This window comes from Paenibacillus sp. FSL H8-0315, assembly GCF_038005365.1.
Classification (GTDB): Bacteria; Bacillota; Bacilli; order Paenibacillales; family Paenibacillaceae; genus Paenibacillus_AQ; species Paenibacillus_AQ odorifer.
Map to the genome: position 1 here is coordinate 4,867,397 of NZ_JBBOTA010000001.1, position 17,306 is coordinate 4,884,702.

Annotated in this window: 8 protein-coding genes; 7 read left to right on the forward strand and 1 reads right to left on the reverse strand. The window is 50.3% G+C overall.

Annotation, left to right across the window (positions count from 1 at the left end):
• The first annotated feature begins 12 nt into the window (after positions 1–12).
• Positions 13–6,711 carry an S-layer homology domain-containing protein gene (locus MHB56_RS21230; RefSeq protein WP_341143965.1) on the forward strand — a complete coding sequence of 2,233 codons (6,699 nt, stop codon included), beginning with the start codon at positions 13–15 and terminating at the stop codon, positions 6,709–6,711.
• Between the two features lie 167 nt (positions 6,712–6,878).
• On the opposite strand, the gene MHB56_RS21235 is transcribed toward MHB56_RS21230, so the two are convergent.
• A complete protein-coding gene (locus MHB56_RS21235) occupies positions 6,879–7,715 on the reverse strand; it encodes a helix-turn-helix domain-containing protein (protein WP_051490882.1) in 837 nt (278 codons plus the stop codon).
• Between the two features lie 180 nt (positions 7,716–7,895).
• On the opposite strand from MHB56_RS21235, the gene MHB56_RS21240 reads away from it, so the two are divergent.
• From MHB56_RS21240 to MHB56_RS21265, 6 genes are all read left to right on the forward strand, one after another.
• Complete coding sequence (locus tag MHB56_RS21240; RefSeq protein WP_076282267.1) at positions 7,896–9,038, forward strand: DUF2264 domain-containing protein; 1,143 nt, start codon at positions 7,896–7,898, stop codon at positions 9,036–9,038.
• A gap of 73 nt (positions 9,039–9,111) precedes the next feature.
• On the forward strand, positions 9,112–10,920 hold the full coding sequence (locus MHB56_RS21245) for a heparinase II/III family protein (RefSeq protein ID WP_254847730.1): 1,809 nt from the start codon (positions 9,112–9,114) through the stop codon (positions 10,918–10,920).
• 72 nt (positions 10,921–10,992) lie between these two features.
• Positions 10,993–12,129, forward strand: coding sequence for a glycoside hydrolase family 88 protein (locus MHB56_RS21250; protein WP_341143966.1), 1,137 nt, complete (start codon positions 10,993–10,995; stop codon positions 12,127–12,129).
• Between the two features lie 10 nt (positions 12,130–12,139).
• Entirely contained in the window at positions 12,140–13,999 is a 1,860-nt protein-coding gene (locus tag MHB56_RS21255) for a DUF2264 domain-containing protein (protein ID WP_438269378.1), read from the forward strand.
• A 207-nt stretch (positions 14,000–14,206) separates the two neighbouring features.
• Complete coding sequence (gene sigK / locus MHB56_RS21260) at positions 14,207–14,908, forward strand: RNA polymerase sporulation sigma factor SigK (RefSeq protein ID WP_036675850.1); 702 nt, start codon at positions 14,207–14,209, stop codon at positions 14,906–14,908.
• A 348-nt stretch (positions 14,909–15,256) separates the two neighbouring features.
• Positions 15,257–17,254, forward strand: coding sequence for a beta strand repeat-containing protein (locus MHB56_RS21265; RefSeq protein ID WP_341143967.1), 1,998 nt, complete (start codon positions 15,257–15,259; stop codon positions 17,252–17,254).
• The last annotated feature ends 52 nt before the right edge of the window (positions 17,255–17,306 follow it).

Sequence of the window (17,306 nt, forward strand, 5' to 3'; positions counted from 1 at the left end):
GAGGAGAAGAGAATGAACAGAGAGCACTTTCGAAAAAGGCTTTTCTCAATAACGATGACTACTGCGCTCGTAGTTGGGATGTTTCCGGCATTCACTCTGCCTGCAGCCTCTGCTGCTACCGTAAATTCTATCTACGCTGCCGCCCATATGGGGGCTACAACAATTGCAGATACTACTCTGCCAGCCAGCATTGATATCGGAGGCCAGAGCACAGCAGTGAACTGGAATATTGGAGCAGATACCTTTGCCGTGCCATACGATGCCGTGACCGTCAGCGGTACAGCAAACGGGGGGCCGGTCGTAGCCAGTGTGGAAGTTATTCCGCCCGCAAGTAATCCGTTGGTTTACTTTGTGGATAGCGGCAGAGGGGGCGATTCCGTAGGCAACGGGCCTACTTCCTCGCCGCTGTACGAAGCGGTCCGCACGCTGAGCGGCAGCGATTTGCTCAACCAGTCACCCGACCAGAAGTATATCAGCGGTACGGCGGACTGGGGATTTGATGATTCCGTAAACAAGGTCAAGAATTCCAAAGACGGGGGACTTACCGATCCAGCCACCGATCCGTCCCTATGGACTGTCGGACTTCGTGCCGACCCTGCCAGCAATCATATCGTGTATAAATTAAAAGCGCTTGAAGCTGGAACCTATACGCTCAGCAGCGGTTTCCATGATTGGTACGGCAGCCGCTCCCGTGTAATACGTCCTCAGATCGAGTATAAGGATGCTATCGGGGCAACCAAGACGATCTTGTTTGACCAGTTCAACACTAATGTGACTAAGCTAATTTCCGGCGAATTCACCATTCCTGGAGACATTGACGTTAGTAGTCCAATGACGTTGACTTACGCCTATGTTGCTGACGAAAAACCTATTTTGAGCTGGTTCGCCGTTGCCAAGGGCGGAATCAAGAAACAGATCGAAGAGGCTACACAGAGCGCAGCTTCTATGGTCAAGGTTCTGCTTGACGGCAACGATATCCAAGCTGACAATGTCAACGGCCTCACATTCAAGGGATTTGGCGTACTAAGCGCTAACAGCACCAGTGCGCTTTTGATGGACTATAAGTCAGAGCATCCAGAGGCTTATGCAGAAATGCTACAGATCTTGTTTGGTGGAGAACATCCGCTCATGACGCATGTGAAAATCGAGATGGGCAATGACCGCAATAACTCCACGGGACCTGACCCGGCGACTATGCGTACGGCCGATGAAGAGGCAAATGTTACCCGGCATCCCGGCTTCCAGCTTGCCGCAGATGCCAAGGCAGTGAACCCTGATCTTAAAGTGAGCATCCTGCGATGGAGTGCTCCGGCCTGGGCGAATAACAACGACAAAATCTATACCTGGTACAAAAAAACCATTCTGGCCGCTTATCGTGAATACGGTTATATGGCCGATTACGTTAATCCTTATATCAACGAGCACGCTCCAGATTTGGCGTGGACCAAACAGTACGCTGAGAGAGTCAAGACTGACAGCGAAGGCTTCAACAGCACCGAAGAGCGGGAACTGTACAACCGGATCAAGTCTGTGATATCCGATGAAGTCGGGATTGGCAGTTTCGGTGCCAGTATGGTGAGTGATCCTTCTCTGCGGGAAGCCGTGCCGATCGCTGGATACCACTACAACACGGACGACGACAGCGCAGGCAATTTCAAAAAACTTGCAGAACAATATGATATTGAGGTTTGGAACAGCGAGGCGCAGTCTACCTTCAGTAATTCCTCTTTCCGTCCCAACAACAATATGAAAGATCCTACAGTGGCAGGAACAGGAATTGGTGGTGTCGGCAGTCCGCTGGAGATGAGTAACACGATTATTAAAGGATTCGTTAACTCCCGCCGGACACACTTTATTTACCAACCCGCCATTGGTTCCTTTTATGAAGGCGGACAATATTCCTTCAAGGAATTGGTCAGCATGCGCGATCCGTGGTCGGGATGGATTCATTATGATGCGGGTCTTGTCACTCTGCAGCATTACAGCTGGTTTGCGAATGTAGGCTGGGAGAACGAGGATAATACTGCTGGGATCTGGCGAGCAGTTCCTCAAGCCAGCTCTACAGGTGCGACAGGCACCAATCCGGTCAGCGGCCGCAACGGTTCCCCTAGCTATATAACCCTTGCAGCACCTGATAAAAAAGATTTCTCGACGGTTATCGTGAACGATAGCGAGTATTCCAAAATCTACAAACTGCAGACAGTCAATATGGCTTATACGGGTAATCCATCCATGGAAGTATGGGAAACCCGTGCCGCTGATGCAGGAGAAGCGTTCAACAGCAATTATATGCAGTATCTCGGTGATGTCACTGCTGATGGCAGCGGGGTGTATACCGTTAAGGTTAAACCGTATTCGACCGTGACTGTGTCTACTTTGAAGAACAAGGACAAAGAAGAATATAATACACCGCTGCCTGTAGAAGGCGAGCGTACCGTACTGGATACTGATGCTACAGGAGCGGGACACAGTACTGTGGACAACATTTTGTACGCTGATGATTTTGACTATTCCAAGCAGACTGTTGTGAAGATTGGTGCAGGTGGTCAATCTGAGGGTACCCAGAGTTATATCGAATCCCGCGGCGGTTCCCAAAGTGTTATCCCGCGTTATACCCATGACCGCAACGGGGCATTTGAGGCCTATCTTCCGGACGGTTCAGACAATTATGTCCTGCGGCAGCAGCTGGACACGGGAACCATGGGGCTTGGCGGCACATGGAACAGCGGAGATCCCGTAACGGCCATCGGCGACAACCGGTGGATGAACTACAAGGCCAGTGTTGATGTTTCGTTCGAAACAAACAATACTCAGGGCGGAGCCAATTATGCTGCGATAGGCGCCCGTTATCAGGGAGGTGGCAGTTCCCACTCCATAACCGGTACACCGTATGTGCTGAAATTCTGGTTCGACGGCGGCTGGCAGCTGCTGGTCAACAATAGCGCAGTTGCGAGCGGAAATGCCGCGAACGGTTCCGGCGGCGTGAAGATCGACGGATTCGATACCGCATATGACGCATGGCATAATATTGCCGTTCAGGTTGCAGGCGATAAAGTGACTGCCTATCTGGATGGGGTGAAGCTGGCTTCCTATACCGACCCTACTCCTGAATTGTCCGGCCGGGTAGATCTGGCCAGCGGCTACTATCACGTCCGCTTCGATAATTTGAAGGTGGAGAAGGTTGAGGGCTACACGCCGTATTATTCAGAGCTTCTAGACAATCTTGAGATGTATGACCTGGCAGCTGCTCCGAACCCTAAACTGATATATACCGGGTCGTGGAGCCATATAAATGGAGCGGGCATGTACATTTACCAGCGTTCTCTTTCTACCAGCCAGGCTGTAGACGCTGCAATGGAATATACGTTTGAAGGCACCGGACTGGATATTCTAGGAGCGAATAACGGATCGGCGAAGCTTGAGGTAACGGTGGACGGAAAAGTTATTGCTCTATTGGCTGATACAGTAGCTTCCAAGGAGCTGTACCAGACGTACGCACTCCGCGGGCTTAAATATGGCCAGCACCATGTGCAGATAAAGGTGGTAAGCGGCACCTTGGTTGTCGACGCGGTGGCGGTTGTTTCCGGGGAAGTAACTGGTACTGTAGATACTGCTGCTCTTCAGGCGGCGGTAACAGCCGCGAAAGAAATGAACAAACAGGATGAATATTCGGACAGAGACTGGCAGCTCTTCGTAGATGCACAGAGCGATGCACAGGGAACACTGGATAATCCTATTTTATACAAATTGGATCAGGAAGGAGTTACTCAGCTTGAAGCACGCCTGATCTCCGCCCAGAACCAGTTGACTACGGGAGATATACGGGAGCTTGTCGCTCCTCAGGATTTGGCTACTTATGCTGGAAAACTGCCGGATCTTCCAGACAAGGTGGAAGCCACTCGGGCAGACGGATCCAAATTGCTGGTATCAGTAAAGTGGAATGTAAATACGGCCAGCTTCAACAATCCGTATGAACGGGTAGCTGTAACCGGCACTTATGGAAATCTGAAAACAACTTGTTATGTGGAAGTGGTGCCGGAGGGGCTCTTATACTTCCTCGATGCTGGTGTATCGATGGACGGTATCACGCCGCCGTATACGTTAATCAAGGATTTTGTAGGTGACAGCTTGCTTAATAACAAGGCGGATCAGCCTTCGACAGGCAATGGCGTATGGGGGCATACCAGTACTAAGTACCTCCTCAAGGGGCTTGGTGGCGCTGTAGTTCCTTCTGATAAAAGTCAGACAGGTGTTTATGGTTCGGATACAAAAAATAATCCACTTGTATACCTGCTCCCTTTGAACGCAGGCAAATATACGATTACGTCATTCCATCGGGACTGGTGGAACAACACCAACCGCACGATGGATATTACGCTCAGCTATATTGACGCTGAAGGGAAAGAAGTGACCAAACCGGTCCGAACCGGCCTCGTCGCAGGTCCTAATGGCGCTATGATTAACTATGACTTCTCGCTTCCGGTGAGCGGTAGTGTGAAATACTCAATAAACAATACGTATTCAGGCAATCAGGCTGCATTGATCAGCTATGTGGCTGTAGCTAGAGATAAAGCCAGTGTTGCTAATGAGCAGGCTGTAAATGAGGCTAAGAGTATCATAGAAGGTGCGGTATACAGCGTGCAGAAGGAAGCGGCAAACAGCGAAGAAGCTGTCCATACTTGGCTGCTGCAGATGATAGGCGCTCTGCCCGGTCTCAATGATACCGGAGTTGCGATCGGTGAGATTACCTTGTCTTCCTTCCAAGAAGCAACCGATGAGACTAACGGCAGCTTCAGCTTTACGGTATCACTGAGTAAGGGAGAGACCACAGCGGACAGTTCGGTGAGCGGAACAATCAAGCTGCCGGAACCGGATACTGTTCAGCCTTTGATTACTCTGTTAGGTGATGCAATAGTGAATTTGCACATCGGTTCTGAATATACAGATGCAGGAGCGACTGCTTATGATGACAAGGATGGTGATATTACAGACCGTATAACAACAACAGTTAGCAGTGAAGTATACGGCTTGACTGCTCTCGATACAGCGAAAGCTGATATTTATACCTTCCATTATAATGTCAGCGATACCGCAGGCAATACGGCTGAAGAAGTGACAAGAAAAGTAGTCGTTGCACTTGATCCGGATGTAATGAAGCCGGTGATTACACTGCTTGGTGAACCGTCCATTCAACTGGAAAATGGCGCAAGCTATATGGATGCTGGAGCCACAGCGGTAGATGACCGTGACGGCGACATTACGGAGCTTATTATAGCAACGATTACGAAGAATGAGGAGAATGTGCTGGCACTGGACACTAAGGCGGCAGGCATCTACACCTATCATTATAATGTGAGTGATGCGGCGGGCAACGCGGCTATTGAAGTGACTAGAACCGTGACAGTGGGCGAAGCAGAGCAACCTCCGGTAGTGACGCCAACACTAACACCAACACCAACACCGACATCGACGCCGACGCCGACGCCGGAACCGGAGCCAACAACAGTACCAACATCTACGCCGGCACCAACAGAAGCACCAGTGTGGACGGTAGCACCGACACCAGCAGTCACCCCGTCCCCAACGCCAATACCGCTGCCGCAGACCGAAAAGGTTCTTGATCCAAAGGATTTCACGGCACCGGTTGGAGGAGTAATAACGGTTCAGCTTACTGAAGCTACAGAATCCGTACTGCTTCCAGCAGGATTATCAGGAATCATCGGAGAGAACACTCTACGTCTGGCTTGGAGTAAGGTTGCTATCGACCTGACCCCAGAAGTGCTGAAGAGCATTCAAGAAAAAGCTACTGGAGGTCAAACGGAGGGGGCGCGAATTAAGCTCTCAGCAGTGAAGGTATCCAGAGATGCTGTGGAACAGTTAATCAATAATCCGGCTGTTAATGGTTCCGTATATTTATCTGCGGCAAGTGATGTGATCAACTTCAGCTTGGAGGTTGTTGCTGCGAACGGCACTGCTGTAACGGTAACTGCTTTTGATAAACCGTTGACACTTACGTTCAACGTAGATCCGGATGCCAATACAAGCTTGCTCGGCATCTACTATATTTCTGCAAATGGTACGCTTGATTTCATGGGCGGAACGTTGACTAATGGTAAATGGACTGCTGAAATACGGCATTTCAGCCAGTATGCAGTCCTGGAATACGATAAGCTGTTCACAGATGTCAGCAGTGACAGCTGGGCCAGCAATGTGATTAAGACCATGGCTGCGAAGCATATTATTGAAGGCATTTCCAGTACGGAGTTTAATCCGCAAGGGGATGTAACTAGGGCACAATTCGCTGCTATGATTGCACGCGCGCTTGGGCTTAAGGCAGGAAGCCATGCAACATTTGGTGATGTGGATTCCAAAGCCTGGTATGCCGAAGCCGTTGCAGCTGTTAGCGGAACGGGTATCGTGCTCGGACGCAGTGCGGATTCGTTCGCCCCGGATCAGAGCATTACCCGCGAGGAAATGGCTGTGATGATCGTTCGTGCTTATGAATATTTGCAGGGAAGCGAGACCAATGAACCTGCTGTAGGATCGTTCAGTGATTATTCCCAGATTCATGACTGGGCGAAGAACGCAGCAAACATCGCCGAACAGGCGGGACTGATCAAGGGACGCGGCAATAAGCAATTCGCGCCACAAGAGACGATGACCCGTGCCGAAGGTGCGCAAGTTATCTCCAATCTGCTGGGATATTTGTAAGTAGCATCTCAAAGAACCTGGCAGGCTGTATTAAGTGGGCTGCTAGGTTCTTTATAGATTTGGAGAGACGGGGGAGTGCTTAGGAAAACAGCGGCGGGAAGTCCAACTATTCACCGCAGTAGCGATTGCATCTTTTTTGAAGAATCCTTGAATTTGAGTTTTAAAGCTCAGCTTCTTTTACTATATTTTCCGGGTGGAATGCCCGTGATGTTCTTGAAGGTACGGATGAAATTGGCATAATCGTTAAAGCCGGACAGATAGCAGGTATCGGATACGGAGTTCCCGGCGGACAAGAGTTGCTTGGATAACGCAATTTTTTTGAGCAAGACGTAACGGTAGATGGTTCCGCCTGTCTGCTGTTTGAACAGATGGCTAAGATAATATTTATCGACGTTCAGTTCTCCAGCGATTTGCTCCAGTGACAGATTTAGATGCAAGTGGTTGTCGATATAGCTCATGGCTGATTGAATATGTGAGGAAATAATGCTGGGTACGGTGGATCGGGTGCGGCTGTACAGCTCATTGATGAGGACGAGGATCTGAACCAGGTAGGTCAGAGCCAGAACTTCACTCCCGTACTGCTGATTCTCTAATGTCTCAATCAGGCGGGAAGCAAGGACTGTATACTCTTCAATCAGCGGTTCATCCATTTGCGCGAGATTATGCTCTCCGGGCTGGCGGTTCTGGAAACAAGCGAGCAGATTTGTAGTTGCGGTACAGAAGGGATAGACAAGTGGAGCTTTGAAATGGATTGTCAACCGTTCATAGGGCTCCGGAGATAAATTGATGATTTTATGAATCTCGTGATTGTTGAACAACAGGACATTGCCCCGCTGCAGGGGATAGCTGAACTGATCTACAAAACCGTTCACCTTGCCGCCCAAGAACAGGAAAATTTCATAGTGGTCATGGATGTGGAAATCCCTGGTAGGTGAGATCGGCGAATTTCCGATACCTGCCAGAATATCTCCATCGAACGGCTCATAATACTGGGCATGCTTCATTGGAACTGCCCCTTTCAGATTGATCACAATATACGCAATAAAACATCATTATTCGCAAAGACATTGCAATAATACAACACTAAACTATAGTAGAAGATTACGCAATATAACAAGATTCAGGCGTTAGGCAAGAGAAGTAGCTGTAGCTGATTAGATGCAATTGAAAGGGTGGAATTGTGCATGAATGGGAAGGAACAGCGTAAATACTGGCTGGATACAATGCTGCTGATCGGGGGGCCTGTGCTGAATGCTTTGGCTGAGCGGAAATTAAAGGAACAGTTGCCTACAAAGTTTCATAGTGACCGGAGCCAGTTTGCCCATTTGGAGGCTTTTGCTAGATTGGCATGTGGAATGGCCCCTTGGCTTGAGCTAGAGGGACTTGAGGGTGAGGAAGAACAGCTTAGAGCACGTTATGCCGGGCTAATGCTGGAAGCCATTGATGCCGCTGTTGATCCGAATTCACCTGACTATATGGAATTCAAGGCTGAAGGCCAACCGCTGGTTGATGCGGCATTCCTGGCACATGCGCTGGTGCGTGCACCAAAGCAGCTTGCCGGCAAGCTGAGTGCGCGGGTCAAAGGCAATGTAATAACAGCGCTGAAGCAGACACGCCGGACAGCGCCAAGCGGCAGCAACTGGCTGCTGTTCAGCGCAATGGTGGAAGCCGCTTTGTATATACTTGGCGATCCTGAATATGACCGGATGCGCGTTGGCTATGCGGTCCATATGTTCATGGATTGGTATAAGGGCGACGGAGTTTACGGGGATGGCAAGGACTTTCACTGGGATTATTACAACAGCTTTGTTATTCAGCCGATGCTGGTGGATGTGGTAGCACTTTTTGAACAGGAGTCGGAGCAATATTCCGCATTGAAACCGCTGATTCAGCAACGGGCACAGCGATACGCTACTGTTCTCGAACGGATCATTGCACCGGATGGAACCTATCCCTTTATCGGGCGTTCGATCGTTTACCGTTTTGGGGCGTTTCAACTGCTGTCGCAGGCGGCGCTGCAGCATTTTTTGGAGGAAGCATTGCCTCCTGCACAGGTACGCTGCGCTTTGACAGCTGTGATTACGCGAATTATGGAATATCCGGGTACGCTTGATGAGTCCGGATGGCTACGTCCGGGGGTATACGGTTATCAGCCGGAGCTTGCGGAGAGCTATATCAATACAGGCAGTCTTTATTTATGCGCCTCCGTATTCCTCCCGCTGGGGCTGCTCCCTTCTGATCCATTCTGGTCAGGGGAAGAGATGAAATGGACTTCACTAAAAATTGCAGCCGGTGAGGATGTTTTGAGAGATCATGCCTTGGAATAAAAAGTATTCAGCCATATTAGTGATGAATAAGATGCTTCGCGGATCTGACTGACCTATAAGGAGGAAAAAAGGCTTGAATAAACAGATGCTTTTGGAAATAGTGCATGAAATGAAGCCAGTCGATCTGAGCTTGTATTATCCAAAGGGGGATGCGGCTGCTTTTTGGAAACGGGCGTTATCATCGGGAGTACTACAGGCAGATATCAGCGAGATCCGCGCGGAGGCGGTAAGGCTGGACGGACAGTCTATACCTGAAATGTCGTATACGTTATTTTTCATTTATTCGCGTACGGGTTCAAGGCTGGAATATGAACGGGTCTATTTTGAACGGAGAAGAAGGCTGAATACTTATGTATTTCTGGTTTTGCTGGAGCCGGATCATCCGGAAGTACTGGAGAAGCTGGAGGACATCCTCTGGGCTATTTGCGATGAGTACACCTGGTGTCTTCCGGCCCACCTCCCAGCGGATCATAATGCAGCTGATATCAACCGGTATATTGATCTGTTTTCTTCCGAGACCGGATTTACTTTAAGTGAAGTTTTACTTTTGCTCGGGGAACGACTTTCGCAGCTTCTGAGATCCCGAATCCACCATGAAGTAGAGCGGAGACTGTTTCGTCCATTTCTTGAAAATGGTCCTTATGATTGGGAGACAGCGCGGCATAATTGGGCAGCGGTCTGTGCGGGATCAATCGGGGCTGCTGCCTTGCTGTCTGTGGAGGACCCAGCCATGCTTGCGGATATTCTGCTGAGGACAGAGCGCGCCATGTTGTATTACCTGGAAGGGTTCGGTGAGGACGGTGCCTGTCTGGAAGGCCTTGGGTACTGGAATTATGGGTTTGGTTATTTCACTTATTATAGCGATCTCCTCTGTTCCAGAAGCGCAGGCAGACTGGACTGGTTCAACCAAGAGAAGGTAGCGCAAATCGCGCGTTTCCAACAAAAATGTTTCATTGACGGAAGTCATGTAGCCAATTTCTCTGATTCAGTGCCTCAGGTGCTAGTACATATGGGATTGTCTCATTATCTGGCGGAAGTCTGTACGGATGTCGAACGCCCCCCATCCGCTTTGCGCGCTCCTTACACTGAAGATCATTGCAGCCGCTTTGCACCGGCTTTCCGCAATCTGATCTGGACCAGGGCTGGCAAGGAGGACGAAGCTTGGCGAGCCGCCAGCTATTATCTCCCTGATGCCGCTTGGCTTGTCTCGCGTCATGTGTCGGAGGCGGGTTCATTCGGATTCGCCGCCAAGGGCGGGCACAATGCTGAACCGCATAACCATAATGATCTGGGACATTTCATTCTGAGTGGCCGGGGAGAGATCTACGCATCCGATCTTGGAAGCGGAGAGTATACCGCTGATTATTTTGGGGCTGGCCGTTACCAGTATGACTGCAATGGATCGCAGGGCCATTCGCTGCCGATCATTGATGGCCAGTATCAGCTGGCCGGTCGGGAGTTCAGCTCCACAGTGCTGCATGCATCGGCGGAGGAGAATGATGAGCTGACATTGGATCTGACACAGGCGTATCAGGTAACAGGACTACAGTCCTTAATCCGTTCGTTCGTCTGGCATAAAGAGGAATGTCCACGGCTGGAGCTGACAGACACTTACCGGTATGCGGGAATTCCGGCGAGCTGGACGGAGCGGTTTGTCACCTGGCGTGAGCCTAAGCTCCTTCATCCGGGTACCTTGCTGCTGCCGGGGACTACGGCTCGCGGCGTTGAAGTGACTTACGATTCACTGAAAGTTGAGCCGGAGATTACTGTGCATATGTACCGGGATCATTTTGGCATGGAGAAGCTCTGGTATAGTCTGGACTTCCATGTGCTTCAGCTTGGCGCGGTGGGCAAACTGGTATTCACTTTTCAATTTCTATAAAAGATGGGCCTGAGCTTATAAAAAGTCCTCTATCAGAGGGTAGTGGCTAATTCGAATAAAGGCGGGATTTAGATGAGTAGATTAGTAAAGCAAGCTTGGGTAGACGAGGCTTGGGGCAAAGCCTTGGAGAAGACTAGAACGAACAGTCGGAGAATCGGTGCAGAATTCCCCCATGCGAGTCAAGGCGGCAAATACGTGCTTGAAGCACCAAACTGGTGGACGGCCGGCTTTTGGCCGGGAATGCTCTGGCAGCTCTATGCTGAGAGTGGTGATGAGGATTTGAAAGCGGTTGCTGAGCAGTGTGAGAAACGGCTTGACGAGGTGCTGGATGGTTATGTGAAGCTGGACCATGACCTAGGTTTTATGTGGCTGTTGACCAGTGTTGCGAACTACAAGCTCACGGGCAGAGAAGCATCACGAGTCCGGGCGTTGAAGGCAGCCAACTATCTGGCGGCCCGCTTCAATCTGAAAGGACGCTACATCCGGGCCTGGAATCCATGGAGTGAAGGCGAGGATAACAGCGGGGTAGCCATTATCGATTGCTGCATGAATACCAGCCTGCTTTTTTGGGCTTCCGAAGTAACAGGGGATCCACGTTATCGGCATATCGCTGAGGCGCATATGGATACGGTGCTGGAGCATTTCATCCGGTCGGATGGTTCGGTTTATCACATCGTCAAATTCAACCCGGAATCGGGCGAAGTGGTTGAAAAGCTTGGCGGGCAAGGTTATGCGCCCGAGTCGGCTTGGTCGCGCGGGGCAGCCTGGGCGCTCTACGGACTGTCATTGGCCTATCATCATACGGGCAAGCAGAGTTATCTTAATGCAGCCAAGCAGGTCGCGCATTTCTTCTTGACCCGTCTGCCCGAAGATCACGTTCCACATTGGGATTTCCGTGCTCCCGGTGAAGTTGGCGAGATTCGTGATAGCTCTGCTGGTTCCTGTGCAGCGAGTGGCTTGCTCCTGCTGGCTAGCCAGGTGGACGACTCGGAGGCTCATGTGTATCGGAACGGGGCTATAAGAATTACAGAATCCCTTTATAGGAATTATGGAACTTGGGACAATGCAGAAGAAGAAGGATTGCTGCTTCATGGTACGAGTAACTATCCTGAGAATCGGAATATAGATGTTCCGCTTATCTATGGCGATTTCTTCTATATAGAAGCGCTAGCCCGGCTAAAAGATGCCGGACCGTTCTACTGGGAATAGGGGGGATATGATGCAGACCATGAAGGCTTCTACTACTATAGCTATGAATCCGCTGAAGACCCGGGAGGATCTGGTCTCTGCTCTTGAACAGCTTACAGATCCGCTTCGGCCGCTCTACAGCAGAGGCGGCGCACGGCTGGCAATCGGCGGAACAGGAGCGAGCTATCCAGCAGCAACTGCAGAAATGGAAGGTTTCTCCCGGGTATTGTGGGGCTTAGTGCCCCTGCTCATGGGAGGCGGAGAAAACGGGCTTTGGGATACTGTGCTGGATGGCATACGCCACGGCACGGATCCTGCCCATGAAGAATACTGGGGTGAAGTTCAAGATTATGACCAGCGTCTGGTAGAGATGGCGGTCTTCGGTTTCGCCTTAGCCGCCATTCCTGAACAGATCTGGTCACCACTTACCCAGAAGGAACAGGAGCAATTGCACAGCTGGCTGAATCAGATTAATTCCCATCCTTGCTATGACTGCAACTGGCTGTTCTTCAACGTGCTAGTTAATGTCGGATTCCGCAGAATCGGCCGACCCTACGACGCGGAGCAGCTAGAGAACAATCTGAAGCGAATGGATGATTTCTATCTGGGTGATGGCTGGTACAGTGATGGAATTAACGGGCATAGCGATTATTATGTTCCTTTTGCCATCCATTATTATGCGCTACTGTACGCGAAGTTGATGGAACAGGAGGACCCGGAACGTTCACAGGTGTTCAAAGAACGGGCCCGGCTTTTTGCCACCGAATTGTTGGGCTGGTTCGCTCCGGACGGATCTGCCCTTCCTTATGGAAGGAGCTTAACCTACCGCTTTGCCCAGTCTGCTTTCTGGAGCGCACTCGTCTATGCAGGCGTTGAAGTATTCCCTGTAGGTGTGGTCAAAGGATTAGTACTGCGCAATTTGCGATGGTGGTTCAGCCAACCGATCTTTGATGCCGGAGGCGTTCTGACGATTGGTTATACCTACCCCAACTTGGTCATGGCGGAGAATTATAACGCTCCCGGTTCGCCCTACTGGGCGTTAAAGACATTCCTGCCATTGGCTCTCAGCGCGGAGCATCCATTCTGGAAAGAAGAGGAACTGCCGCTGCCGGATATTCCTGCAGTTATAGTCCAGAAACCTGCGCATCTTGTCATTGTCCGCGAACCTGCTTCCGGCCATGTCGCTGCCTTCAACAGTGGTCATCTATATACGAATGAGCATACCCACACGTCTGCCAAGTATGAGAAATTCGTATACTCAACAGGCTTCGGGTTCAGCGTACCTCGCTCCGAATGGGGATTGTCTCAAGGGGCATTTGATTCCATGCTCGCTCTAAGTGAGAGCGGGGACAACTTGTATCGGGTCAGACGGCGGAATATGGAGTCAAAAATTGTGGACAATGTGCTGCACTCCGTCTGGAAGCCATGGACTAATGTGGAGGTTCGGACCTGGATCGTTGCTGGGCTGCCCTGGCATATTCGGATACACCGGATCGAGACCGGACGACCGTTGGACGCTGCAGAGGGTGGCTTCGCACTTGGTCAGGAAGCGGGGGTGGAACAGCAGATCGGCCTTACAACCGCCGCAGTATCTACAGCATGGGGAACAAGCGGAGTCAAGGGTTTGATCGGCTATGAAAAGGCTGAGCTAATTTGGCCTAATGCCAACACAAACCTGCTTCATCCCCGGACTGTTTTGCCTACACTGACGACTTTCCTTGAGCCTGGAATCCACTGGCTGGCTTCGGCTGTATACGGTGATCCGTCGGGAGATTCTTGCGGTGGTATTCTTGAACAATCACCTGAGTCTATTTTGAAGGTTACTTTTGATAAGGACATCATAAAGGTTTTTACGTCTAGTGAAGCGGAATTTATTATCAAAAGAGAGTGAGAATTACCGCTAACAACATTGTGTTAAAAAGACAAGTAATTGAGTAGAGTATGACTGATTTCTCGTATGAAAAATAAATTTCTGTGGTTGTACAATTTCCCCCGTACAGGCACTTCTAGGCGCACGCCCACATACAATAAGGATGACCATGAACCCGTAAGGCAAACAGATCGGTTTCATTGTACAAGTGCGGGAGGTGTCGCCAAGTTGCCTGGATTCTTAAGCACGATTGCGTTGCTGATCAAAGAACTGACGCTGCTGGTATCATACGTAAGGAATAATGCATTTCCACAACCGCTCTCGGAGCAGGAGGAAAGCCGATACTTAGGGATGATGGCTGAGGGAGATGCCAAGGCCCGCAATTTGTTGATTGAGCATAATTTGCGGCTCGTTGCCCATATAGTGAAGAAATTCGATAACACCGGAGAAGACATGGAGGATCTGATCTCCATCGGCACCATCGGCCTGATTAAAGCTATTGAGAGTTATCGTCCAAACAAAGGAACCAAACTAGCCACATTTGCAGCACGTTGTATTGAAAACGAAATTCTGATGCACCTAAGATCCTTGAAGAAGACTCGTAAAGATGTATCTCTGCACGATCCAATTGGGACAGACAAGGAAGGTAATGAAATTACTCTCATCGATATCCTTGGTTCGGAAGCGGATGATGTCATTAAAGAAGTAGATCTGAAGATCGAAAAGAGTAAGATTTATCGTAACCTTGATATTCTGGATGACCGGGAAAAAGAAGTTGTCGTGGGGCGGTTTGGATTGGATACAGGTGGAGAAGAGAGGACACAGAGGGAGATTGCTAAGGAGTTGGGGATCTCGCGGAGTTATGTTTCGAGGATAGAAAAAAGGGCGCTGATGAAGCTTTATCATGAGTTTTATAAGGCGAAAAGATAAATTTAAAGTCACAATGCGTTATTTGTTAACAATAGAGCTTTTATAAAGCGACTTGTCTGCGGATAAGTTGCTTTTTCTTTTAATAAACATGCATTTCGAAAGGATAACGATCATGCCACCCTGTTTGCACTATCATTTGTGTCCATGATTCAGAAGTTTCTCGTCTTTTACCCGATTGGTCGGTTCTCAATTATATGAGTTCAGTCTATATAGTTTAATCAGGGTAGTAATATTTTTGTAGGAATAGAAAATTGTACTCGAACCTAGTGTCCACACCTTGAGATAAAATTTGAATACTCTATGTAGAACATGAACTCTACATACCTTTGAGGAGGAGGGACCAAGTAAATGGCTATTCTATCAACTGGACCGATAGAAAATAATTTGGTCAGTGGTGTAAGGCCAACACAACAGCTGACCATTAAAGCTGATAATACTGACTCTGTTAATGTTGCAAGTATTTTGATTCAGGGTTTCTATCTAAGCGGAATGAGAGCTTTATATGTACTTGAATTAATTAGTTTAAATCCAAATGAAGCAATAACAATGGATTATTTTGCAGACCTAGATGCTTTTGAGTTTGTCTTCACAACGACCGGTTTAGCAGAACAACAAATTGAAATTTCAGTTTGGGGAAAAAATGCCGCGGGACAACTTGTAACTCCTCATCGAATCGTATCTTCTGAATTGTTAGGAGCAAGCACAGGAGTAACCGGAGCCACGGGTGAAACAGGGACCACAGGAGTGACCGGAATAACAGGAGCGACCGGAGCGACGGGTGAAATAGGTGCCACCGGGGCAACGGGTGCTATCGGAGCCACGGGAGCAACAGGAGCTACTGGCGTCACCGGAGCGACAGGTGAAACAGGGGCAACGGGAGCCACGGGAGCTACCGGGATCACCGGAGCGACGGGTGAAACAGGGGCAACGGGAGCTACTGGCGTCACCGGAGCGACGGGTGAAACAGGAGCCACCGGCGTCACCGGAGCGACAGGTGAAACAGGGGCAACGGGAGCTACCGGCGTCACCGGAGCAACAGGTGAGACGGGAGCCACGGGGGCTACCGGAGCGACAGGTGAAACAGGGGCAACGGGAGCTACCGGCGTCACCGGAGCAACAGGTGAAACGGGAGCCACGGGGGCTACCGGGATCACCGGAGCGACGGGTGAAACAGGGGCAACGGGAGCTACTGGCGTCACCGGAGCGACGGGTGAAACAGGGGCAACGGGAGCTACCGGCGTCACCGGAGCAACAGGTGAGACGGGAGCCACGGGGGCTACCGGGATCACCGGAGCGACGGGTGAAACAGGGGCAACGGGAGCTACCGGCGTCACCGGAGCAACAGGTGAGACGGGAGCCACGGGGGCTTCCGGGATCACCGGAGCGACGGGTGAAACAGGGGCAACGGGAGCTACTGGCGTCACCGGAGCGACAGGTGAAACAGGGGCAACGGGAGCTACTGGCGTCACCGGAGCGACGGGTGAAACCGGGGCAACGGGAGCTACTGGCGTCACCGGAGCAACAGGTATAACCGGGGCAACTGGGGCTACCGGCCTCACCGGAGCAACAGGTATAACCGGGGCAACGGGGGCTACCGGGATCACCGGAGCGACGGGTGAAACCGGGGCAACGGGAGCTACTGGCGTCACCGGAGCGACAGGTATAACCGGGGCAACTGGGGCTACAGGCGTCACCGGAGCGACAGGTATAACCGGGGCAACGGGAGCTACAGGCGTCACCGGAGCGACAGGTATAACCGGCGTTACCGGAGCAACAGGAGCCACAGGAGCTACCGGCGTTACCGGAGCAACAGGAGCCACAGGAGCTACCGGCGTTACCGGAGCAACAGGAGCCACAGGGGCTACCGGCGTTACCGGTGCAACAGGAGCCACAGGAGCTACCGGCTTCACCGGAGCGACAGGTGTCACCGGTGCAACCGGAACAGGTGGCACATTACAAAACGGACTATTTACTGTTAATGTAGCATCTGTAGTAAATGGGACGGCAATTTCGTATGCGACCTCATTCATTAATGGCGCTAATATTTTGCATCCGTCAAATACGACCTTTGTACTGGCCATAGGACACATTTATTTAATTTCTTTTACTTTCAGGGCAACTAGTTCAGTAAATGGAAATGTTACTGTTACACCAAGATTAAATCTAGTATTTCAAAGTCGTTTTTCAGGCAGATCAGTTACTGGAACTGTAGATGCTAATGTGAGCGTATCTGGTACGTTCTTAGTGGACACTACCTCAACTGCTATTACGTTAGATTTTCTATATAATGGGTCAGCAACAACTACATTTACGGATGGTTCTGTTTCAATAATTCAGGTTCAGTAAAATAGTGAAATGGATTGGAATTTTGATTTACTGTATCCAAAATTTTGAGGCA